Here is a 20,507-nt window from a genome sequence, read left to right on the forward strand (position 1 = left end):
CGATCCGCGGCGCGTCCGGGTGGTCGCCCGGTGCCCGGACGAGCGTTCAGGCCGGGCGGCCGGCGTGCAGCCGGGAGTACGGCCCGTCGCCGCGCAGCAGCTCGTCGTGGGAGCCGATCTCCTGGATCGAGCCGTCCTGCATGACGACGATGCGGTCGGCGTCCTGGATGGTGGACAGCCGGTGCGCGACCACGAAAGTTGTCCGGCCGCGGACCAGCCTGGCCAACGCCTGCTGGACCTGGGCCTCGGAGTGGGTGTCCAGGGCGGAGGTGGCCTCGTCCAGGATCAGCAGGCGGGGGTTGCGGAGCAGGGCGCGGGCGATGACCAGGCGTTGTCGTTGGCCGCCGGACAGGTGGGTGCCGCGGTCGGCGACCGACGTCTCCAGCCCGTCCGGCAGGTGGTCCACGAAGTCGAGGGCGTTGGCGTCGCGCAGGGCCGCCCTGATCGCGGCGTCGTCGGCGTCGGGCATGCCGAAGGCGACGTTCTCGCGGACGGTGCCGTCGAACAGGATCGGCTCCTGCGGCACGACCGAGATGAAGCGCCGGTAGGTGCGCAGGTCCAGCCCCGCCATGTCGACGCCGTCCAGCAGGATCCGGCCGGACGTGGGGCGGATGAAGCCGATGAGCAGGTTGAGGACCGTGGACTTGCCCGCCCCGGACGGGCCGACCAGCGCGATCGTCTCTCCCGGCGCGACGGAGAGGGTGAAATCCCGCACCGCCGCCCGGCCGCTCCGGTCGTAGGCGTGACCCACGGCCTCGAACTCCACGGCCCCGCCGACCCCGGTGACCTCGGCCTTGCCCTCGTTGTCCTCCAGAGCGGGGACGCGCAGCACCTCGCTCGTGGAGCGGACCGACTCCAGCCCCTTGGAGATCACCGGCGCCAGGGCCATCAGGGTGGCCAACGACGTGGTGGACGTGGTCAGGAAGGCGCTGAGCATGACGACGTCGCCCGCCGTGATGCCCCAGACGCCGTAGTAGGCGATCAGGGCCGAGCCGGTCAGGAAGAGCACGCCCAGGATGTTGAGGAAGACCCACGACAGCGAGGCCACCCGGCCGTTGAGCAGGTCCAGCCGCAAACCCGACGCCAGGACCCTCCGCAGCGTGTCGTCCATCCGGCCCAGGGCGTGGCCCTCCAGACCGTGCGCGCGGGTGACCGGGATCAGCCGGGTCATCTCGTTCACCCGGGCCGCCAGGTGCTCGACGTCCTGGCGGAACACCTCGTTGCGGTCGCGCAGGGACGATCGCACGCGCAGCACCACCAAGGACGCCAGCGGCACGATCACCAGCAGCAGCGGCAGGAACTCCGGCGCGCGGACGCCGACGACCGCCAAGCCGCCGATCAGGACCGTGGCCGCGCCCATCCCGGTGTCGGTCGTCTGCTGCACCATCTGCTCGACCGTCTCGACGTCACGGACGACCTTCGCCTGGAGCACGCCCGCGCTGGTCCGGTTGTGGTAGCCGATCGACAGCTCCTGCAGCCGGGTGCACAACGCGGACCGCAGCTCCGTCCCCGCCCGCCGCACGCTCCCGTGCAGCAGACGGACGTAGAACAGGTGCAACGGGTAGTTGACCACCAGGATCAGCATGATCACACCGGTCGCCACCCACATCCCGGCCAACGGCAGGCGCTGCACCACCGTGTCGACGATGGTGGCCGTCACCAGCGGGAGCAGCCAGACCGGGCTGTGCTTGACGACGAAGACGGCCAGCGCGCCGCTCAGCCGCCACCGATGGGGGCGGAACAGGTGACCCAGGGCACGAAAGGGTCCTTCGCCCAGGTCGTGTCCTCGCGGAGTGTCGGACGAGGTCACTGAGCGGTGGTCCCTTCATCGCCGGCCGGGTCGACCGCCCCGGCCCTTGTGGCTGGAAAGCGCTTTCCTGATTGTCCGGAGGCGTGCCGGCAGTGTCAAGCCGCCTGCCCACCTACCCGCCCCGCTGCGCCGTCATCGAGGTGGGCGGCGACCCTGCGGACACCAGCGCCCGCACCCGCTAGTGCCGCATCAGGCAACGTTCGCCCTGTTGACGACTGCGCGTAGGTGTTCGTCCTGGGCGTGTTTGTTTCGCCAGATGATGTAGCGGCGGATCATGCTGCCCTGCTCTTTGTGGCTGGGGTGGTCGGTGCCGTCGAGGGTGAAGTAGCGCAGGGCCGTGAACTGGGCCTCGATGCGGTTGAGCCACGACGAGTTGGTCGGGGTGTAGGCGATCTCGACGTTGTTGGCCTCGGCCCACTCGCCCACGCGCCGGTCGACCCTGGTGGTCAGGTGCGGGGCGTAGTTGTCGCACACGATCGCCAGGCGGACCGTCGGCGGGTGCAGCGTGCGCAGGTAGCGGCAGAACTCCAGGAACTTCGTCCGGTTCTTGGTTTTCTTGATGTGGCCGTAGAGCTTGTCCGCGGCCAGGTCGTAGGCGGCGAACAGGTGCCGGACCCCGTGCGGGCGGGTGTAGGTCGCCCGCCGCCGTGGTCTGGGCCCGCGGTCGGGGTCCTTGTGCCTGCCGCCGCGTTCGGTCCACTGCCGGCCGGGATGGGGCTGGAGGTTGAGCGGCCCGAACTCGTCCAGGCAGAACACCACCTCCGGTTCGCCCGCCTCGGGGACGACCTCGCCGTCGGCGATCGCATACAGGTGTTCCACCCGTGCCTTCTTCGCCTCGTAGTCCGGGTCGCGGGAGGTCTTCCAGGTCTTCACGCGTTGAAAGGTGACGCCTTCCTCGCGGAGCAGGATGCGCAGGCCCTCGTGGCTGATGTCGTCGACCACCCCCTCGGCGACCAGGAAGTCGGCCAGTTTGGCCAGGCTCCAGGTCGAGAACGGCAGGCCGTGCTCGACCGGCCCGGACTTGGCGATCTTCTTGATCTCGCGGCGCTCGGGCAGCGTGAACGTCTTCGGCCGGCCGCCCTTGTACTTCGGATACAGCGAGTCGAAACCGTCGGTGTTGAAGTTGTGGATCACGTCCCGGACCCGGTCCGCGCTGGTGAACGTCACATCGGCGATCCTCGCCACCGGCATGCCCTGCGCGGACAACAGCACCATCTGCGCCCGCCGCCAGGTCACCACCGACCCGGTACCCCGGCGGACGATCCGTAGCAGGCGCCTGCCCTCGCCGTCATCGATCTCGCGGACACGTACCCGATCTGCCACTCACCCAGCCTGACGGACACGCACCGCCCGGAACAGGACCCGAGCGGCGTGTCAGGTCAGGGCGAACGTTGCCTGATGCGGCACTAGTCGGTCTCCGCCGCGCTGCCGCCGGTGCGCGGCCGTGAGATCCCCACCGAGGCCGGCGTTCATCCCGGAGAGCAGGAAAGGCCGTGCGCGGAACGGAGACCGGCTCGTAGGCCCCCGTTCCGGGACAGCGAGAGGACTGACCGCCGCGACCGGCGACGACGTGCCGGAGATCCCAGGCCTGCTCCGGAAGGCCGGGTGCGACGTCCGGTCGGTGGCGGCTGGGGCATCGACGCCCTGCTGGGGAGGCAGACCCGACCGCACCGGGACCTGGACGTCATGCACCGCCACGAGCAGGAGCCGACCGTCGTCGCGACTCTCGCCGAAGCCGGCTCCGGCGAATCGCTCGGCTGGTGCCCCGCGCGTTTCGTCGTCACGGACGCGAAGGGACGCGAGACCGACCTGCACCCCTTGGCCTTCGCGTCCGGTGGAAGTGCCACCCAGTCCTCGCTGGACCTGGAGCGCCCGTTCGCCTAACCGGCAACGTGCTTCGTCACCGGCTCGATCGAGCACCACACCGTTTCGTGCCTGTCCGCCGCCGACCACACCCCCGTGTGGATCAGCAGCCGCCCGGTCGGCTGGGCGGCGAGCAGCACGACGTCGAGGGCCATCCCGCCCAGCAGCGGGCCGTACCGCCTGCGGCGCGGGACGCTCCACAGCTGGGTCGGGCCGGTCTCGAAGGCCGGCAGCACCAGCCGCCGGTCCACGCCGAACCGGGCGCGCTACCGGCGAACGGCGGGCGGTGGAGGCGGCCACCCGGGCGGCGCCGAGGCGCGTTCGCGGTCCCGGTCTCGACGCCCTCCGTGCCGATCTGGTGCGGTGAGCCGCTATCCCACACCCCGCCCGCGAGGTCCGGTGGCACCGAGGAGGTCCGCCGCTCGGGTCGCCCGTCCGCACCGCACGACCGGTCGCCGGAGACGGCGATCACCCAGGGACCGGTCGTGAAGATGGACGGCAGTCGCGTCGGTGTTGGCGGCGGTGGCCGGCGTGATGTTCACCGGGTTGTCGTTGGAGGCCACCCGTGCGCAGATCGCGGTGACCGAACAGGGGCAGCTCACCGACCGGTTCACCAAGGACCTGACGGGCATCTGCCTGGCACGCGCGAACCTGGCCCACGCGAACCTGCGCGGCGCCGACCTCGACAGCTCGGACCATCACCACGCGATCCCCAGCGGGGTGACGTTCCGCGACGCCGACCTCACCGGCGCGAACCTAAACCCGCGACCGTCTGGGGCATGGACGTGAAGGCGCGAACCCCTCCGGCGCGGCCGTGTGCGGCGTCGACCTCTGCGGCGTGCGGCGGAACCACCGAACGGTCGTGGACGGCGTGCTCGTCGACGAGCGGACGTTCAACGCGTGGTGCCGCTGACCGTCAGCGGTCAGCGGCACGCGGACGCCCGGTCACGTCCGGACCAGGTCCGCGACTGCCGCCTTGGCGGTGGGGCCGACGCCGATCAGGGTGGCCGAGGCGGGGCCGGTCCAGTCGCCGTAGCCGAGCAGGCGGAGGCGGGGTTCGGCGCGGACGTGGCCGTCGCGGTCGCGGAGGTGCAGGGGTGTGAGGTGGTCGAGGGCGGGGCGGAAGCCGGTGCACCAGATGACGACGTCGGCGTCGGCCACCAGCCGGCGGTCCAGCGGTCGGGCGACGAGCAGCCCCCGGTCCCGGGCGTCGCGCACGGGTGGGACGGCGACGATGTCGCCCAGCGCGCCGACAACGCCCGGCCGGTGGGTGGCGATGTCGAACAGGGCCTTGCCGTCGATCTCGTCGGGCAGGTAGCGGGGCGGACGGCGGGTGATCCAGGTCAGGTCGACGTGGTCGGCCAGATCGGCGGCGATCTGCGCGCCGGAGTTGCCACCGCCGACCACGACCACGCGTTGCCCGGCGAACTCGCGTGGGTCGCGGTAGTGGACGGTGTGCAGTTGGCGGCCGTGCAGACCACTGGCGGCGGCGGGGATGAACGGGCGCCACCACGTGCCGGTGGCGCTGATCACGGCGTCGGCGAACCGTCCGTCCACGTCGTAGCCGCCGTCGACGCGCCGCACCGAACGAACCCGGACCGAACGCTCGACCGGCAGTTCGTACCGCTTCTCGTAGGCGGCCAGGTAGTCCACTACATGGTCGGCGGTCGGGTAGCCCTCGTGCGGGAAGCGCGGCATCGGCCGCCCCGGCAGCGAGCTGTGCCGGGCCGGGGAGAACAGGCGCAGCGAGTCCCAACCGCGCAGCCACGCGCCGCCCGGTTCGGGTTGGGCGTCGAGGATGGTGAAGTCGAGCCCGGCGCGACGCAGGTAGTAGCCGGCGGCGAGCCCCGCTTGGCCGCCGCCGATGACGATGACGTTCAGCGCCGTTCCACCTTCGCGTCGCCCAGCGGGCCAGTCCGAGCACCTGACCCGGTACGCGACCGTACCGGCGCTGCGGTCGAACGCTCAGCCGGCCCCCCGGGCTGACGACGTGCCACGGTGTCGAAAGTGGTGCGTCGGCGGTCAAAGCATGGGCGACCCGTCCGTCGCGCGGGCTGGAGGACGAACTGGAACGGCACCGGCGCCATCGGGATCGACGTCACGGTCCGGCCGGTGCGCGAACAACTCGTAGAGCTGCACCGGGCCGACCCGGAAATGTGCGGATAACGCCCGGCCTCTTCCCGGTCCAGGTCGAACGGAAGACCGTGCCCGCACCGGCTGTTCCGCTAGGGTTGGCCGCCACCGCACGTCGTCGGGTGAAGGACAGAACTGTGGTCGACGCTGTTCAGGTCAGGGGAGTATCGCACCGCTACGGTGGATTGACCGCGTTGCACGAGGTCGACCTGGATTTCCCACCCGGTGTGACAGCGGTGCTCGGACCCAATGGCGCGGGGAAAAGCACACTCCTGGGGTTGCTGTCGACCGCTTTACGGATCCGACACGGCTCCGTCTGCGTCGACGGGATCGACAGCGCCCGTGACCGGAAACGTTATCGGACCCTGGTGGGTTTCCTCCCGCAGACTTTCACCCTCCCGGCCAACCTGACGGTCGGGGAATTCCTGGCCCTCACCGCTTGGCAACGGCTGGTCCCCCGGCGGGACAGGGCCGAGGCGGTGGACTCCGCCCTGGAGGCGGTCGACCTGCGCCGCCGGCGGGACAGCAGGATCTCGCAGCTGTCCGGTGGGATGCACCGCCGGGTCGGCATCGCCCAGGCCGTCGTCAACCGGCCCGAGGTGCTCCTGCTCGACGAGCCGACCGTGGGGCTCGACCCGCGCCAACGCCGTGGCCTGCACGACCTCGTCCCCGCGCTCGGCCGGGAACGCGCCGTCGTGCTCAGCACGCACCTCACCGAAGACGTGGCCGCGATGGCGGAGCACGTCGTGGTGCTCGACGCGGGCACCGTGCGCTTCGACGGCACGGTGGAGGAGTTCACGGGTGGACGCGGCCACACGGCCGCCCACATCGACACCGCCTACGACGCCCTGGTCGAGGCAGGAGACGATCGATGAGCCCGCTGCTGATCGCGCTGCGCCGCGGCACCGCGCCCGTGGCCGTGCCCGTCATGGTGCTGCTGGGCGTCTACGCCGGCAGTCGCGGCGGTTCCTGGTACGTGGACTGGGGGTGGACGTCGGGACAACTCCAGCAGCACGGCGTTCTCCTGGTCCCGCTGACGGCGGCGCTCGCGGCCTGGGACGCCTCGCGTGATCGCCGGACCACGTCGCCGTCGCTGACGCGCACCTACCCGCGCTCGCCGATGTCCTGGTCGTTGCTCAACTGCGCCGGTGCGCTGCTGGCCGGCCTCGCCGGGTGGACCGCCACGTTCGTGACGATGGCGGTGAACGTCCGGGGCAGCGGTGGACCGTACTGGTCGGTGGTGCTGCTGGGCCCGTTCTGCGTCGTGGCGGCCGTGCTGATCGGCGCCGCCGCCGGACGCCACCTGCCCCGCTACCTGGCCGCACCGGTCATCGCGGTCACCGTCTGGCTGGGTCTGGCATTCGGTTCCACCAGCACCGATCCCCTGATCTCCCGGCTGAGCACGGTCAACCGGGAGTGCTGCGACGTCGCCTCCCAGCCCATACCGGCCACCGTGACCGGACAGTGGTTGTGGGTCACCGCGTTGGCCGTGGCCGCTGTCGCCGTGCTGACTTCGCCGCGGCTGCTCGGCCGCCTGTCGCTCGCCGCCGCGGCGACGGTGACCGCCGTCGCCGCGGTGACCCTGATCCACAGCACCGGAGGGCAGTTGACGGAAGCGCGGGCGGCGACGGCGGAGGCATGTGGAACCCGTGACGGGATAACGGTGTGCATGTGGCCGGAACACGCCGCCGACGTGGACGTCTGGATCGACGCGGTGATCCGGTACCGGGAGCTCTTCGCCGATCTCCGTCAGCCGGCACAGCTCTACTTGGAGAACGGCCTGCGTCCGGGGACCGACGTCCGGGCGATCGGCGCACGGAGGATCGGCGCCGTCCGTCCCGGCATGACCGGGCCCGCGATGGTGCGCACGATCGCCCAGGACCTGTTGTTCCCCGTGCCGCCCCCTTGTGCGGCCACGGGGAACGGCTCGCGCCCCTATCCCGCCGCGACAGCGGACGCGTTGCTGAGAGGTTGGCTGGCGCAACGGGTGACGCCGGACGCGTCCGCCGCCCAACTCGTCCCGCCCGACCAGGCCCCCCGACTCGACCGGTTGACCAGCAGTCCCGTCGAGCGGCAACGGCAGTGGTACCGGGAACTGGTGGCAGCGCACGGCGACTGCGACACGCCCGCTCCGACATTGCCGTGACCATCGCGTGGTTGTGGCTGCGCGCCCATCGCTGGCCCGCACTGGCGGCGACGTGCGGCGCGACGGCCTTGGTGGGCTTGCTGTTCGGCGGCGACCACGTCCCGCTCCCCTCGTTGGCCGACACCCGCCGGCTCAGCGTGCCGTTGGGGCAGTTGCTGCCCTTGGTGCTCGCCTCCGCCATCGGACTGCACAGTCGCACACCGACCACGCTGTTCCACGTCGCACCGCGCGCGCCCATCGCACAACGGGCGGCCCTGGCCGGCACGCTCCTGGCCACGGCGATCATCGCCTGCGCCTCGGTGCCCGACGGCCTGGCCGCACTGCGCAACACCCTGGGCCTGGGGGGCATGGCGCTGGTCGCGGCGACAGTGGCCGGAGCAACGCGCAGCTGGACACTGCCCCTCTGCTACCTCATGGCCTGCCTGCTGTTCGGCTCACGCGTCCGATCAGGTGCGGGTGACGGCAGTCGGACGCAGTGGTGGGCGTTCGCCCTCGCAGAGGCGAGGGACCGCAACGCCATGGTGTCGGCGATCGCCTGCTGCGCGGTCGGCCTGGTGCTGTTCGTGCTGCGCGGTCCCCGTGATGAGGTGACCTCCCACGAGTAGCGCCACCCGCCGCCGTGACCCCGGTCGTGGCGGTCGGTCGGCTCGCCGGCGCATACCTCGCGAACCGACCGGAAACCGGCAGTGGTCGGCGGTCACGGCAGCGGCGACACCCTCCAGACCGCCTGAACACCTCCGACGACTAACGCGAAACTGATCGACTGGTTGACGACAAGCGCAAGGTCACCGAGATCCTTGACGCACGATACATCCGATCTCTAACCTTCGACGCGTCCTGTCGTACGGCGAAACATGGGTGTACGAACATGCGCGTTCAACGAAGAGCGTCACGGCGATCGACCGCCGTGACGGGTGTGGCGACGGCGCTGGCAGTGCTCGCGTCCGGCACCGCCACCTCGTCCCCGGACCGCGGCGCGGACGAAGATGGTGATCGACCAGGATCGGCGGCGGGGCTCACGCTCTGGTACGACGAGCCGGCGACCCACTGGGAGTCCCAGTCGCTGCCCATCGGCAGCGGCGCGCTGGGTGCGACGGTGTTCGGCGGCGTGCAGGACGAACAGCTGCAGTTCAACGAGAAGACCCTGTGGACCGGTGGTCCCGGCTCGCCCGGCTACGACTTCGGCAACTGGCGCACGCCGCGGCCGGACGCGATCAAGCAGGTGCAGGAGCGGATCGCCGCCGAAGGCCAGGCGGACCCGAACTGGGTCGCGTCGGTGCTGGGCCAGGGCAAGACCGGTTTCGGCGCCTACCAGACCTTCGGCGACCTGCGGATCTCGCAACCGGATGCGCCGCAGGACGTGACGGACTACCGGCGCGGCCTGGACATCGCCAACGCGACCGCGGGCGTCACCTACACCTCGGGTGGCACGACGTTCACCCGCGAGTACTTCGCCTCGGCGGCCGACGACGTGATCGTCGGCCGGTTCACCGCGGACAAGTCGGGGCAGATCGGCTTCACGGTGTCCATCACCGCGCCGGACAACAGGTCGGGCGTGCGCACCGCGAGCAACGGCCGCATCACCTTCGCGGGCAACCTCGACGACAACAACCTGCGGTTCGAGTCGCAGGTGCAGGTGCGCAACGAAGGCGGCACCCGCACCGACAACCCGGACGGCTCGGTCACCGTGTCGGGCGCCGACGAGGTCGTGCTGGTCCTCGCCGCGGGGACCGACTACTCCGACCAGTACCCGACGTACCGCACGGAGGACCCGCACCGAGCGGTCACCAAGCGGACCGACTCGGCCGCCCGGAAGAGCTACCGGTCGCTGCGGGACGCGCACGTGTCCGACCACCGGGACCTGTTCGACCGCGTGTCGCTGGACATCGGGCAGGAGATGCCCGACATCCCCACCGACGAACTCCTGCGCGCCTACCGCTCCGGGACGCTGTCCCCGGCGAACAGCAAGGCGCTGGAGGCGCTGTTCTTCCAGTACGGCCGGTACCTGCTGATCGGCTCGTCCCGGACAGGCGCGCTGCCGGCGAACCTGCAGGGCGTGTGGAACAACTCCACGTCACCGCCGTGGAGCTCCGACTACCACACCAACATCAACCTGCAGATGAACTACTGGCCCGCCGAGACCACCAACCTCTCGGAGACCACAGCGCCGCTGTTCGACTTCGTGGAGGCCCTGGTCGAGCCGGGCACGAGGACGGCCGAGGAGATGTACGGCAACGACGGCTGGGTCGTGAACAACGAGACCAACCCGTTCGGCTTCACCGGCGTGCACGACTGGGCCACCGCGTTCTGGTTCCCCGAGGCGGGCGCCTGGCTGGCCCAGCACCACTACGAGCACTACCTGTTCACCAAGGACGAGAAGTTCCTGCGTGAGCGCGCGTACCCGGTCATGAAGTCGCTGACCGACTTCTGGCTCGACGAACTGGTCGTCGACCCGCGCGACGGCAAGCTGGTGGTGAGCCCCAGCTTCTCGCCCGAGCAGGGCCCTTTCTCCGCGGGCACGTCGATGTCCCAGCAGATCGTGTGGAACCTGTTCACCAACACCCGCGAGGCCGCGCAGGCGCTGCGGGACGAGGCGACCGTGAAATCCACCGGCGACGTCCTCGCCAAGCTCGACCCCGGCCTGCGGGTCGGCAGCTGGGGTCAGCTCCAGGAGTGGAAGAGCGACTGGGACGACCCGGACAACGACCACCGGCACGTGTCCCACCTGTTCGCCCTGCACCCCGGCCGCCAGATCACGCCGAAGGACGACCCCGAGCTGGTCGAGGCGGCCAAGGTGTCGCTGATGGCCCGTGGTGACGGGGGCACCGGCTGGAGCAAGGCGTGGAAGGTCAACTTCTGGGCCCGCCTCCTGGACGGCAACCACTCCCACAAGATGCTGGAGGAGCTGCTCAAGAACAGCACCCTCGACAACTTGTGGGACACCCACCCACCGTTCCAGCTCGACGGCAACTTCGGCGCCACCGCCGGGGTCGCGGAGATGCTGCTCCAGAGCCACGGCGGCTCGATCGACGTGCTGCCCGCGCTGCCCGATCTCTGGGCCGAGGGCTCGGTCAAGGGGCTCCGCGCCCGCGGCGACGTGACCGTGGACGCCGAGTGGACCGGAGGCGTGCCGACCAGGATCACGCTGCACCCCGGCCAGTCCGGTGAGCTGAAGGTGTCGAGCGAGCTGTTCACCGGCCGCTTCCGGCTGATCGACGCCAAGACCGGTCGGGACGTGCGGTTCCAGCGCGACGGGAACACCATGTCCTTCCAGGCCTCCAAGAAGCGCGAGTACATGGCCCTGTCCGGGGCGTCGGTGAAGGTGGCGGTGCCCGCGACGGTCGTGGGCGGCACCCCGTTCGAGGTGGAGGTCACGGTGTCGGCACTCGACTCCGCCCTTCCCGGGGCGACCCTGGCGCCGGCCCTCCCCGAGGGCTGGACGAGCACCCCGGCGCAGCAGTCCGTTCCCGCGATCCCCGCCGAGCGCTCCGAGAGGTACGCGTTCACCGTGACGCCGCCGTCGGACGCGGCGGCATCCCAAGGGATCGAGGTGGCGTTGAGCGGCGACGGTTGGACCGCCAGCGGTGTCGCCTTCGCGCGCGTCGAGCCGCCGCCCCCGTGCGCGGTGCCGCCGGCCGACACGCCGCTGGTGGCGTGGGACGCCACGTCGGGCGCGGTGGTGGAGGACCGTTCCGCGGCCCACCGCGACGGCGCGGTCGTGGGCGCGGCGGTGTACGACCCGAACGCGCCCTCGGGCTCCGGGCTGGTGCTCGACGGCCAGACCTACGTGCGGACGGAACCCACGTCGCTCGGCTTCCTCCGGGAAGCGACGTTCGCCGCGGAGGTGAAGGTCGACGGATCGGGCCACTACCGGCGCCTGTTCGACTTCCAGCCGGGCGGCGACCCGGGCACCGACGGTGTGCTGATCGACCTGACACCGTCGAACAACGTGCGGTTCATCGGCGCGGGCCTGAACGTGACCACGGACGCCGTGGTCCCGACAGGTCGTTACGTCGACCTGGTCGTCGTGATGGCCGACGACGGCCGGATCGACGTCTACGTCGACGGCGCCCGCGCCGGAGGGGCACAGGTGCCGGCGGACGGCATCGACGGCTGCGCCACCCGGGAACTCCGCTTCGCCGCCGACCAGGCCGGCGGCCAACGCCTCATCGGAGCCCTGGACCGGGCCGCCATCATCCCGGACGCGCTGTCCGCCGAGGAAGTAGGCGCCTGGCGCACCCGCGCCTTCGGCTGACCACGACACCGCCGGGACGACCGACCCACGGCGGCAGGTGACCGGCCACGGCCCGGCTCGCACCTTCGCGAGCCGGGCCGCTTGACGTCCCGCTCCCGTGGTCGAGCCGGACCCCACGCGAGCCGGTCAGATCCTGCGAACCGGTCAGTATGCTGCAGACCTTCCGTGTCCCGACGAGGAAGTTGAGCCGATGCCGGTCACCGACGAAGCCATCGAGAAGATCAAGGGGATGATCGTCAGCGGTGAGCTGGGCCCCGGCGACAAGCTGCCACGCGAGGCAGACCTCGCCGAACGCCTCGGGCTGTCCCGCAACTCGCTGCGCGAGGCCGTCAAGGCGCTGTCGTTGATCCGGGTGCTCGACGTCCGCCAAGGCGACGGCACGTACGTCACCAGCCTCCAGCCCGCGTTGCTGCTGGACGCCCTGGGGTTCATCGTCGACTTCCACCAGGACGCGTCGGTGCTGCACTTCCTCGAAGTGCGGCGCATCCTCGAACCCGCGGCGACCGCCACGGCGGCGATCTCGATGCCGGACGAGGACGTCCGGGCGCTGCGCGCGACGCTGGAGTCGCTGCCGGAGGACGCGGGCGTCGAGGAGCTGGTGGCCAACGACCTGGAGTTCCACCGCCGGATCGCGGAGGGCTCGGCGAACCCGGTCCTGTCCTCGCTGCTGGAAGGCATCTCCGGGCCCACGGCCAGGGCGCGGATCTGGCGTGGCCTCACCGAGGAGGACGCCGTCCGGCGCACCCGGGAGCAGCACCTGGCGATCCTGCTGGCGATCGAGGCCCGGCAGCCCGACCTGGCCCGGTCGTGGGCGACGGTGCACATCGCCGGCGTGGAGATGTGGTTGCGCAGCACCGTGGGCTCACCGGCACTGGGCGGATAGGCGTGCGGTGCGAGGTCGCCGCGAGAACGGCGGCGCCTCGCACGGGACGCACGGGACAGGGCGGGAACACGGCGCAGGCTCGTGTTCCCGCCCTGAGTTCGAGCGGTCGGCGGGTGGTCCGCTACGGCGTGTCCGCCGGGTCATGATTGTGTTTTGTCGGGTGTGGCGCGGATCCAGTCGATGGTCTCGACGATGTCGTTGGTGGCCTGCCAGTGCAGGGCGAGCTTGTCGTATCGGGTCGCGAGCGCGCGGAATTGCTTGCGGCGGTTGAACCCCCGTTCGACCTGGTTGCGCCGCTTGTAGGCATCGGCGTCGAAGGACGGGCGCCGTCCGCCGGCCGACCCTTGCGCAGCCGGTTGGCGACCTGATCCCGTCGCTGGGGAATCACCGCCTGGATCTTCCGACGCCGCAGCGAGGCCCGGTTCGCCCTGCTGCCGCAGGCCTTGTCGGCGGTCAGCGAGTTCGGTCGCTTGCGGGGCCGGCCCACACCACCGGGCCGGGGCACGGCGACGGCCTCCAGCAACGCCTCCAACTGTCTGGTGTCCGCCGCCTGGCCGGGCGTGGTGCGGGTGGCCAGTGAACGGCCCCGGCCGTCCGCGATAGTGTGGATCTTGGACGTGAGGCCGCCCCGGGACCGGCCCAGGCCCTGGGCTGCCCGGGATTGCTCCGGGGTCAGCCCCCTTTTCGGGCGCCGGCCGCGTGCTGGTGGGCGCGCACGATCGTGGAGTCGGCCTGCGCGTCCCAGTCGCTGTCGCCCTCGGCCTCGGCGCGGCCCTGGACCTGCCGTTTCACCCGCGCCCACGTCCCGTCCACGGCCCACCGGCGATAACGCTCGTAACAGGTCTTCCACGGCCCGTACCGCTCCGGCAGGACCCGCCAGGGCGCGCCGGTGCGCATCCGCCACAGGATTCCGTTGACCACCCGCCGACGGTCACCCCACCGGCCACCCCGCCCAGGCTTCGGGCCGGGGAGCAACGGCCTCGACGGTCCCCTGTGCGCCGATGCCCGCGTTGTTGACCAGCACGTCCAGCCCGCCGAGCTGGTCGGCGGCCTGGTCGACCGCCTTGCTGACCGACGCGGTGCCGCTCACGTCCACGACGATGCCGATCAGGGGTCCGGGGACGTCCTGGGGGTTCAGGTCGAGGCAGGCGACCGCCGCGCCGCGACGGGCAAGCAGCATCGCGGTGGCCAGGCCGATGCCCGACGCACCGCCGGTGACCACGGCGCGGAGTCCGGTGAAGTCGGTCATGACGCGCTCCGCCGGTCGGCCGCCGACCACACCGGACCGGTCGGGTAGGCGAAGCGGGTGATGGTGTCGGGGTGCATGGCCGCGCTGAAGCCCGGCGCGGACGGCGCGGCGTAGCGCCCGTCCACGATCCGCACGGGGTCCACGAAGTGCTCGTGCAGGTGGTCGACGTACTCGATCACCCGGTTCTCCATCGACCCGGACAGCGCCACGTAGTCGAACATGGACAGGTGCTGCACCAGCTCGCACAGCCCGACACCGCCCGCGTGCGGACACACGGGCACGCCGAACTTGGCCGCCAGCAACAGGATCGCGATGTTCTCGTTGACACCCGCCACGCGCGCGGCGTCGATCTGCAAGTACGAAAGCGCACCCGCTTGCAGGAACTGCTTGAACACCACGCGGTTCTGCACGTGCTCCCCCGTGGCCACGCCGATGGGCGCGATGGCCTGGGCGATGGCGGCGTGGCCGAGCACGTCGTCGGGGCTGGTCGGCTCCTCGACCCACCACGGGTCGAACGGCGCCAGCTCGCGCACCCACTCGATCGCGGTGCCCACGTCCCAGCGCTGGTTGGCGTCGACGGCGATGCGGATGTCCGGGCCGACCGTGCCGCGCGCGATCCGCATGCGGCGGATGTCGTCCGCCACGTCGGCCCCGACCTTGAGCTTGATCTGGGTGAACCCGTCCGCGACCGCTTCCCGGCACAGCCGGCGCAGCTTGGCGTCGTCGTAGCCCAGCCACCCGGGTGACGTGGTGTAGGCCGGGTAACCGGAGGCCAGCAGCTCCTCCCGGCGCGCGGCGCGGCCGGGCTCGGCGCGGACCAGGATGTCCAGCGCCTCGGCGGGGGTGAGCGCGTCGGTGAGGTACCGGAAGTCGACCAGCTCGACCAGCTGCTCCGGGCTGAGTTCCGACAGCAGCAGCCACAGCGGCTTGCCCGAGCGCTTGGCCTTGAGGTCCCAGAGGGCGTTCACCACGGCGGAGATCGCCATGTGCATGACCCCCTTCTCGGGGCCCAGCCAGCGCAGCTGCGAGTCGTACACCATCTCGCGGTACACCCGACCCATGCCGTCCACCACGGACTCCAGGTCCCGGCCGACCACGTAGTGCTTCACCGCGTCGATGGCCACGGCCTGCACGTCGTTGCCCCGGCCGATGGTGAACGCGAAACCGTGGCCCTCCAAGCCGTCGGGGGCGTCGGTCGTGATCACGACGTAGGCGGCGGAGTAGTCCGGGTCCGGGTTCATCGCGTCGGAACCGTCCAGCTCGCGCGAGGTCGGGAACCGGAGGTCGTGCGTCGTCAGCCCGGTGATGGTCGGCCTCATGCCTGCCCCACCTCCTGCCGCTGCCTCCCGAGACCGTCGATCTCGACCTCCACCACGTCACCCGCCCGCAGGTACGGCTTCGGGTCCGGCATGCCGAGGGCGACGCCCGCCGGCGTGCCGGTGTTGATCACGTCACCGGGCTCCAGGACCATGAACCTCGACAGGTACCGGACGATCTCGGCGACGCCGAACACCATGTCGGAGGTCTTGCCGTCCTGGCGGGGCGTCCCGTTGACCCACAACCGCAAGCCCAAGGCCTGCGGGTCGGGCACCTCGTCGGCCGTCACCAGCCACGGGCCCAGCGGGTTGAACGTCTCGCAGGACTTGCCCTTGTCCCACTGCCCGCCGCGTTCGAGCTGGAACTCACGTTCCGACACGTCGTTGGAGATCGCGTAACCCGCGACGCACACCATCGCCTCGGCGTGGGTGTCGAGGTAACGAGCCGTGCGGCCGATGACGACCGCCGGCTCGACCTCCCAGTCGGTCTTGACGCTCCCCCTCGGCACGAGCACGCGGTCGTTCGGACCGACCACCGCGTTGGGAGCCTTGAAGAACACGACCGGTTCCGCGGGCAGCGGCGCACCGGTCTCGGCGGCGTGGTCGGAGTAGTTCAGGCCGATGCAGACGACCTTGCCCGGACGGGCGACCGGCGGCCCGATCCGCTCCCCGGGATCGACCACCGGGAGCGCGCCGGCGGCCAGTGCCGTCCGAATCCGGTCCAGGCCGTCACCACCGAACAACCCGCCGTCGATGTCGGACACCACCCCGGAGACGTCCCGCACGTCCCCGTTGTCGTCCAGCACTGCCGGACGCTCGGCTCCCACCGCTCCTACTCGAAGCAAGATCACTCGACACCATCCCCGCCATACATCGGACCTATGCGCGAAAGGTATACCGGTGTCCTGAGGTGCGCAATGGAAGCCGCCAAATAGATCGGATGTATTGCAGTCGCGGTGACTGTCTGAGCAGCCCCAACCGCCTCGGGGCCGTCGACGACCGGCTCATCCGCCGCTCTTCCACACGTCGTCCGGCACCGGCAGGCGAACCCACCGCGCGGCGGCGTGGGCGTGGTCGACGGCGCCGAGGCCGGTCACCACGGAGGCGACGGCCGGGTGGCGCAGCGAGAACGCCATGGCGGCGTGCGGCAGCGTGGTCCCGTGCCGTTCACAGGCTTCGGCCCACGCTCGTGCTGCCGTGCGCACGTGGTCCGGTGCGGGTCCGTAGTCGAAGTGGGCGTCGTCCGGTGGCCGGGTCGGGCCAGGAGGCCCGAGTTGAACGGTGCGGCGGCCAGGACGGAGACGCCGCATTCGGCGCACGTGTCGAGGAGGGGCCGCGCGGTGCGGTTCACGAGGGTCCAGCGGCCGGCGACCATGACGACGTCGACGTCGGTCTCCCGGACCGCCCGCAGCGACGCCTGCCACTGGTTCATCCCCAGCCCGACCGCGCCGACGACCCCCTGCTCGCGCAGGGCGGCCAGTGCGGGCACGGCCTCGGCCAGCGCCTGGTCGACGTGGTCGTCGGGGTCGTGGACGAGCACGATGTCGATCCGGTCGACCCCCAGCCGCTCCAGGCTGGTCTCGATGCTGCGCAGCACTCCGTCCGCGCTGTAGTCGCGCACGCGCGTGAGGTCGTCGGGGACGTCGAACCCGCCGTGCGGGAGGTCGGAGCCCGTGGGCGCGGGGTTCGGTTCGAGCAGTTGTCCGACCTTCGTCGAGATGACGTAGTCGTCGCGCGGACGGCTCGCCAACGCGGCGCCGAGCCGCCGTTCGGACAGGCCCAGCCCGTAGTGGGGGGCGGTGTCGAAGTACCGCACCCCTTCCGCCCAGGCCGCGTCGACCGCCGCGCGGGCGACGTCGTCCGGTCGGGCGCGGTAGAGGTTGCCGATCGGGGCGGCGCCGAAGCCGAGTTCGGTCACGGTGACGCCGGTGGTGCCGAGCGGGCGGCGTGGAAGTTCCTGCAACGGTGCTCCCGGAGGTCGGGTGGAAGTCGGTGGTGTCGTGCACGAGGTCACGAGCTCCATTCCTGCGCCGCGGCTCCGTTGCACGTCCGGAGCTGGAGGTGGTTCCGGCGCGCCGGTGCCGCCGTTGGCCACGTCGACGCACTTGCCGCCAGCGCCGGTGATGGAGCCGTCGGGCCGGAGCGTCCACACCTGGTGTGGACTGCCCGTGCAGGTCCACAGCACCAGTGCCGCGCCCTCCCTCGACGAGCCGCCCGCCGCGTCCAGGCAAGCGACCACCGTTGCCGACGATCAGGCCGTTCGGGCTGTCGAGACCCACCGCTGCCCGGAGCTGCGGTTGCAGTCGGCGATCTGCACAGCGGTGCCGTTGGTCGCCCTTCATGAGCCGCCGATGGCACTAGACATCGGATCTATACCCCATCAGATAGGTATCCTGCTGACACCTCTCGGGTTTGACAAGTAACTCCTCCGATGTAAGCGGACCGTACGGTCTCGGCCACGCAACTGCGGAGTGGGCGCACTTCCGGCTGCTGATCACCACGAGACGGCCGGAAGTGGTCAGCGTCGAGGTCGCCGGTCGTTCGCAGATGTTCCCCGCCTGTTCGCCCAGGAGCGACCATCGGCGGGTTGACGGTGTCGGGCCTGTGCCGGGAACCTTCGGTGCCGGCCGATGATCTCCATGTCAGCGGCCGGTTCCGCCGCCGTGCCACTCGACACCGGATGGAGGGCGTGGTCGTGGTGACCGCCCAGTCTGCGAATCAGACCCGTAGGACCTCCCGCACGAGCGCGAGGCGGACCGCCTTCAGACTGCTGGGCGCGCTGGTCGGCGCGACCCTGCTCACGGCGCTCGCCCCCGCGATCGCGTGGGCCGAACCCCCGCTCGCGCTGCCCGCGTCCTCGGCCGCCGCCGACGCCAAGTGGCAGCCCGCGTTCGACTACGACACCGATGGCTGCTATCCGACCCCCGCGATCTCGCCGACCGGCGCGGTGGCCACCGGCCTGAAGAACTCGGGCGCTCTCAACGGTCAGTGCCGCGACCGGTCCGACCTGGACAACACGAACTCGTACTCCCGCTCCAAGTGCAACAACGGTTGGTGCGCCTACCTCTACGACCTGTACTTCGAGAAGGACCAGGCCGTGCCGCTGATCGACTGCTGCGGTCACCGGCACGACATCGAGCACGTGGTCGTGTGGGTCAGCGGCGACCAGGCGCAGTACGTCTCGACGTCCGCCCACGGCCGCTACTCGACCTACCCGCGTTCCCGGGTCGCGTGGGAGGGCACACACCCCAAGATCGTTTACCACAAGGACGGCGCGGGCACGCACTGCTTCCGCCTCGCGGGCGCGACCGAGCAGCCCGAGAACCACTACCGCGCCTGGCAGTACCCCGACCTGGTGAGCTGGGACCACTTCCCCGCCGGCATCCGGGACATCCTGGTGAACGCCGACTTCGGCAGCGCGAGCCTGGCCATCAAGGACAGCGCCTTCGCCTACAACCTCGGCCTGGCCAAGCCGAGCGGCATCCCGTTCGACCCCAACGCCTGACGGAACGCCGCGGCTACCGACGCCCATGTCGTCGGTAGCCGCGGTCGTCGTCGGTGCACGGGATCGTGGCCGCCCGGTCGTGCTCCGTCCGGCGGCTCGGAAAGCCGCCCACCGGCTGGTCGACACCGCCCCGCACGAGCGGCGGCGTTCACCGGCGTCGCCCGTGCGGGACGAGGGCCAGCCGGAGGCCGCGCGGCGCGTTCAGGACACCCCGTGAGGACGTGGGGGCGCGGTGTGGCAGCACGTGGTGGGTGGCGAGGACGGTCGCGAGGGCGACGACGAGTTCGGCCGTGGCCAGGTGGGAGCCAGGGCAGAAGCGGGGGCCCAGCGCGAAGGGCAGGTAAGCGCCGGGGGTCGGGCGGGAGGTCGGGCGCCAACGGTCCGGGTCGAACCGGTCGGGGTGGGGGTGGCCGGACTCGTCCCGCTGGTTGACGTATGGGCTGAACAGCAGCTCGGCACCGGCCGGGAAGTCCAGGACGGAGGCGTCGAGCACCCGCCGCAGCTGCCACACGGGCGGGTGCAGGCGCAGGACCTCGCGGACGACGGCCCCGCACAGCGGCAGGTCGGCGCCGCCGGGGTCCGGATGGGTCGCCACTTCGCCCCGCACCCGCTCCTGGACGTCGGGGTGCAGGGAGAGTTCGTGCAGCGCCCATGCCAGGGCCGCGGCCGGGACGTGGTGGCTCGACAACAGCATCGTGCGCACCGCCAACGCGGTGGTCCGCTCGTCGAGGCCCGCACCGGCCAACGTGGCGACGAGCCCGGCCGAGGGCGTCCGAGCGCGGAGGTGCTCGCGGACGGCGGTGTGGGCGGCGAGCTGGGCACGCAGCAGACGACGTCGGCGGGGTAGTGGCGGGCGCGCCCGTTCCGCGGCCGACAGCTCCTCCCCCACCAGCCGGGCGAGGGTCGGGGAGGTACCGCCCAGGACGTAGTGGGTGTTGACCGTCGACATCAGGTCGACCGCTCCACCCAGCACGTCGAAGCTCGCCGCCGACGCCCACCCGGTGACGGCGTGCCGCGCGTGCGAGCTGATCACCGGGGCGAACCGGGCGACGGCGGACGCGGTCAGCTCGGGGTGCATGGCCCGGCGTGCCGCCATCCAGAGCCGCAGCCCGTCCGGGCCCCAGGACGTCGCGGCCGTGCCCTGCTCGGTCCTGGCGGTCAGCGCGTGCCTGCTCGCCAGCAGCCGCTCCGTGGCCGCGAGATCGGTCACCAGCCACGCGCCGGGGTGCAGCTCGACCACGCCACCACCGCTTCGCGCCAGGACGGTCAGCGCTCGACGCGGATCCCTCATGCCGGTGGGGTCCTTCCCGGGCCGCCGGAGTCGGCGACCCGGGAGGAGGACCGGGT

Annotated in this window: 16 protein-coding genes and 3 pseudogenes; 8 read left to right on the forward strand and 11 right to left on the reverse strand. The window is 71.4% G+C overall.

Features of this window, described 5'->3' with window-relative positions; all coding sequences use genetic code 11:
• Positions 1 to 46: 46 nt before the first annotated feature.
• Together ACRAKI_RS19255 and ACRAKI_RS19260 are read right to left on the reverse strand one after the other, a co-directional pair.
• On the reverse strand, positions 47 to 1,810 hold the full coding sequence (locus tag ACRAKI_RS19255; RefSeq protein ID WP_447001893.1) for an ABC transporter ATP-binding protein: 1,764 nt from the start codon (positions 1,808 to 1,810) through the stop codon (positions 47 to 49).
• 189 nt (positions 1,811 to 1,999) lie between these two features.
• Positions 2,000 to 3,133 (reverse strand): IS630 family transposase, encoded by a 1,134-nt coding sequence (locus tag ACRAKI_RS19260; protein WP_447001894.1) that lies wholly within the window; start codon positions 3,131 to 3,133, stop codon positions 2,000 to 2,002.
• 282 nt (positions 3,134 to 3,415) lie between these two features.
• On the opposite strand from ACRAKI_RS19260, the gene ACRAKI_RS19265 reads away from it, so the two are divergent.
• Positions 3,416 to 3,694, forward strand: a complete 279-nt coding sequence (locus ACRAKI_RS19265; RefSeq protein ID WP_447001895.1) for a nucleotidyltransferase domain-containing protein — start codon at positions 3,416 to 3,418, stop codon at positions 3,692 to 3,694.
• Here the strand turns inward: ACRAKI_RS19265 and ACRAKI_RS19270 are convergent.
• On the reverse strand, positions 3,691 to 3,924 hold the full coding sequence (locus ACRAKI_RS19270; protein WP_447001896.1) for a hypothetical protein: 234 nt from the start codon (positions 3,922 to 3,924) through the stop codon (positions 3,691 to 3,693). The genes ACRAKI_RS19265 and ACRAKI_RS19270 overlap by 4 nt on opposite strands.
• Positions 3,925 to 4,183: 259 nt before the next feature.
• Between ACRAKI_RS19270 and ACRAKI_RS19275 the strand changes: the two genes are divergently transcribed.
• Positions 4,184 to 4,462: a pentapeptide repeat-containing protein gene (locus ACRAKI_RS19275; RefSeq protein WP_447001897.1), complete on the forward strand. Its 279-nt coding sequence runs from the start codon at positions 4,184 to 4,186 to the stop codon at positions 4,460 to 4,462.
• Between the two features lie 156 nt (positions 4,463 to 4,618).
• Here the strand turns inward: ACRAKI_RS19275 and ACRAKI_RS19280 are convergent, their stop codons facing one another.
• Entirely contained in the window at positions 4,619 to 5,554 is a 936-nt protein-coding gene (locus ACRAKI_RS19280) for an ArsO family NAD(P)H-dependent flavin-containing monooxygenase (RefSeq protein ID WP_447008454.1), read from the reverse strand.
• 389 nt (positions 5,555 to 5,943) lie between these two features.
• Between ACRAKI_RS19280 and ACRAKI_RS19285 the strand changes: the two genes are divergently transcribed.
• From ACRAKI_RS19285 to ACRAKI_RS19305, 5 genes are all read left to right on the forward strand, one after another.
• Positions 5,944 to 6,681, forward strand: coding sequence for an ABC transporter ATP-binding protein (locus tag ACRAKI_RS19285; RefSeq protein WP_447001898.1), 738 nt, complete (start codon positions 5,944 to 5,946; stop codon positions 6,679 to 6,681).
• A complete protein-coding gene (locus ACRAKI_RS19290) occupies positions 6,678 to 7,952 on the forward strand; it encodes a DUF7224 domain-containing protein (protein ID WP_447001899.1) in 1,275 nt (424 codons plus the stop codon). The genes ACRAKI_RS19285 and ACRAKI_RS19290 overlap by 4 nt, the downstream gene beginning before the upstream one ends.
• A complete protein-coding gene (locus tag ACRAKI_RS19295; RefSeq protein WP_447001900.1) occupies positions 7,949 to 8,557 on the forward strand; it encodes a hypothetical protein in 609 nt (202 codons plus the stop codon). Before ACRAKI_RS19290 ends, ACRAKI_RS19295 begins: the two co-directional genes overlap by 4 nt.
• Before the next feature lie 302 nt (positions 8,558 to 8,859).
• Positions 8,860 to 12,207, forward strand: coding sequence for a glycosyl hydrolase family 95 catalytic domain-containing protein (locus ACRAKI_RS19300; RefSeq protein ID WP_447001901.1), 3,348 nt, complete (start codon positions 8,860 to 8,862; stop codon positions 12,205 to 12,207).
• 190 nt (positions 12,208 to 12,397) lie between these two features.
• Positions 12,398 to 13,090, forward strand: a complete 693-nt coding sequence (locus ACRAKI_RS19305; protein WP_447001902.1) for a FadR/GntR family transcriptional regulator — start codon at positions 12,398 to 12,400, stop codon at positions 13,088 to 13,090.
• A 140-nt stretch (positions 13,091 to 13,230) separates the two neighbouring features.
• On the opposite strand, the pseudogene ACRAKI_RS19310 reads toward ACRAKI_RS19305, so the two are convergent.
• The 6 genes and pseudogenes from ACRAKI_RS19310 to ACRAKI_RS19335 form a co-directional block, all read right to left on the reverse strand.
• Positions 13,231 to 14,065, reverse strand: a pseudogene (locus tag ACRAKI_RS19310) (IS5 family transposase).
• 4 nt (positions 14,066 to 14,069) lie between these two features.
• A pseudogene (locus ACRAKI_RS19315) lies at positions 14,070 to 14,339 on the reverse strand (SDR family NAD(P)-dependent oxidoreductase); the annotation flags it as partial.
• The gene (locus ACRAKI_RS19320; protein ID WP_447001903.1) at positions 14,336 to 15,658 is read right to left on the reverse strand and encodes an L-fuconate dehydratase; all 1,323 of its coding nucleotides are present in this window, start codon (positions 15,656 to 15,658) and stop codon (positions 14,336 to 14,338) included. The pseudogene ACRAKI_RS19315 and the gene ACRAKI_RS19320, both read right to left, overlap by 4 nt.
• Positions 15,655 to 16,506: a fumarylacetoacetate hydrolase family protein gene (locus tag ACRAKI_RS19325; RefSeq protein WP_447001904.1), complete on the reverse strand. Its 852-nt coding sequence runs from the start codon at positions 16,504 to 16,506 to the stop codon at positions 15,655 to 15,657. Before ACRAKI_RS19325 ends, ACRAKI_RS19320 begins: the two co-directional genes overlap by 4 nt.
• A gap of 242 nt (positions 16,507 to 16,748) precedes the next feature.
• Positions 16,749 to 17,618 carry an aldo/keto reductase gene (locus tag ACRAKI_RS19330; protein WP_447008455.1) on the reverse strand — a complete coding sequence of 290 codons (870 nt, stop codon included), beginning with the start codon at positions 17,616 to 17,618 and terminating at the stop codon, positions 16,749 to 16,751.
• Between the two features lie 120 nt (positions 17,619 to 17,738).
• Positions 17,739 to 17,894 (reverse strand): annotated as a pseudogene (locus ACRAKI_RS19335) (RICIN domain-containing protein); the annotation flags it as partial.
• Between the two features lie 528 nt (positions 17,895 to 18,422).
• On the opposite strand from ACRAKI_RS19335, the gene ACRAKI_RS19340 reads away from it, so the two are divergent.
• Positions 18,423 to 19,160 carry an NPP1 family protein gene (locus tag ACRAKI_RS19340; RefSeq protein WP_447008456.1) on the forward strand — a complete coding sequence of 246 codons (738 nt, stop codon included), beginning with the start codon at positions 18,423 to 18,425 and terminating at the stop codon, positions 19,158 to 19,160.
• 148 nt (positions 19,161 to 19,308) lie between these two features.
• Here the strand turns inward: ACRAKI_RS19340 and ACRAKI_RS19345 are convergent, their stop codons facing one another.
• Positions 19,309 to 20,451 carry a cytochrome P450 gene (locus ACRAKI_RS19345; RefSeq protein WP_447001905.1) on the reverse strand — a complete coding sequence of 381 codons (1,143 nt, stop codon included), beginning with the start codon at positions 20,449 to 20,451 and terminating at the stop codon, positions 19,309 to 19,311.
• Between the last annotated feature and the right edge of the window lie 56 nt (positions 20,452 to 20,507).

This window comes from Saccharothrix isguenensis (assembly GCF_052936305.1).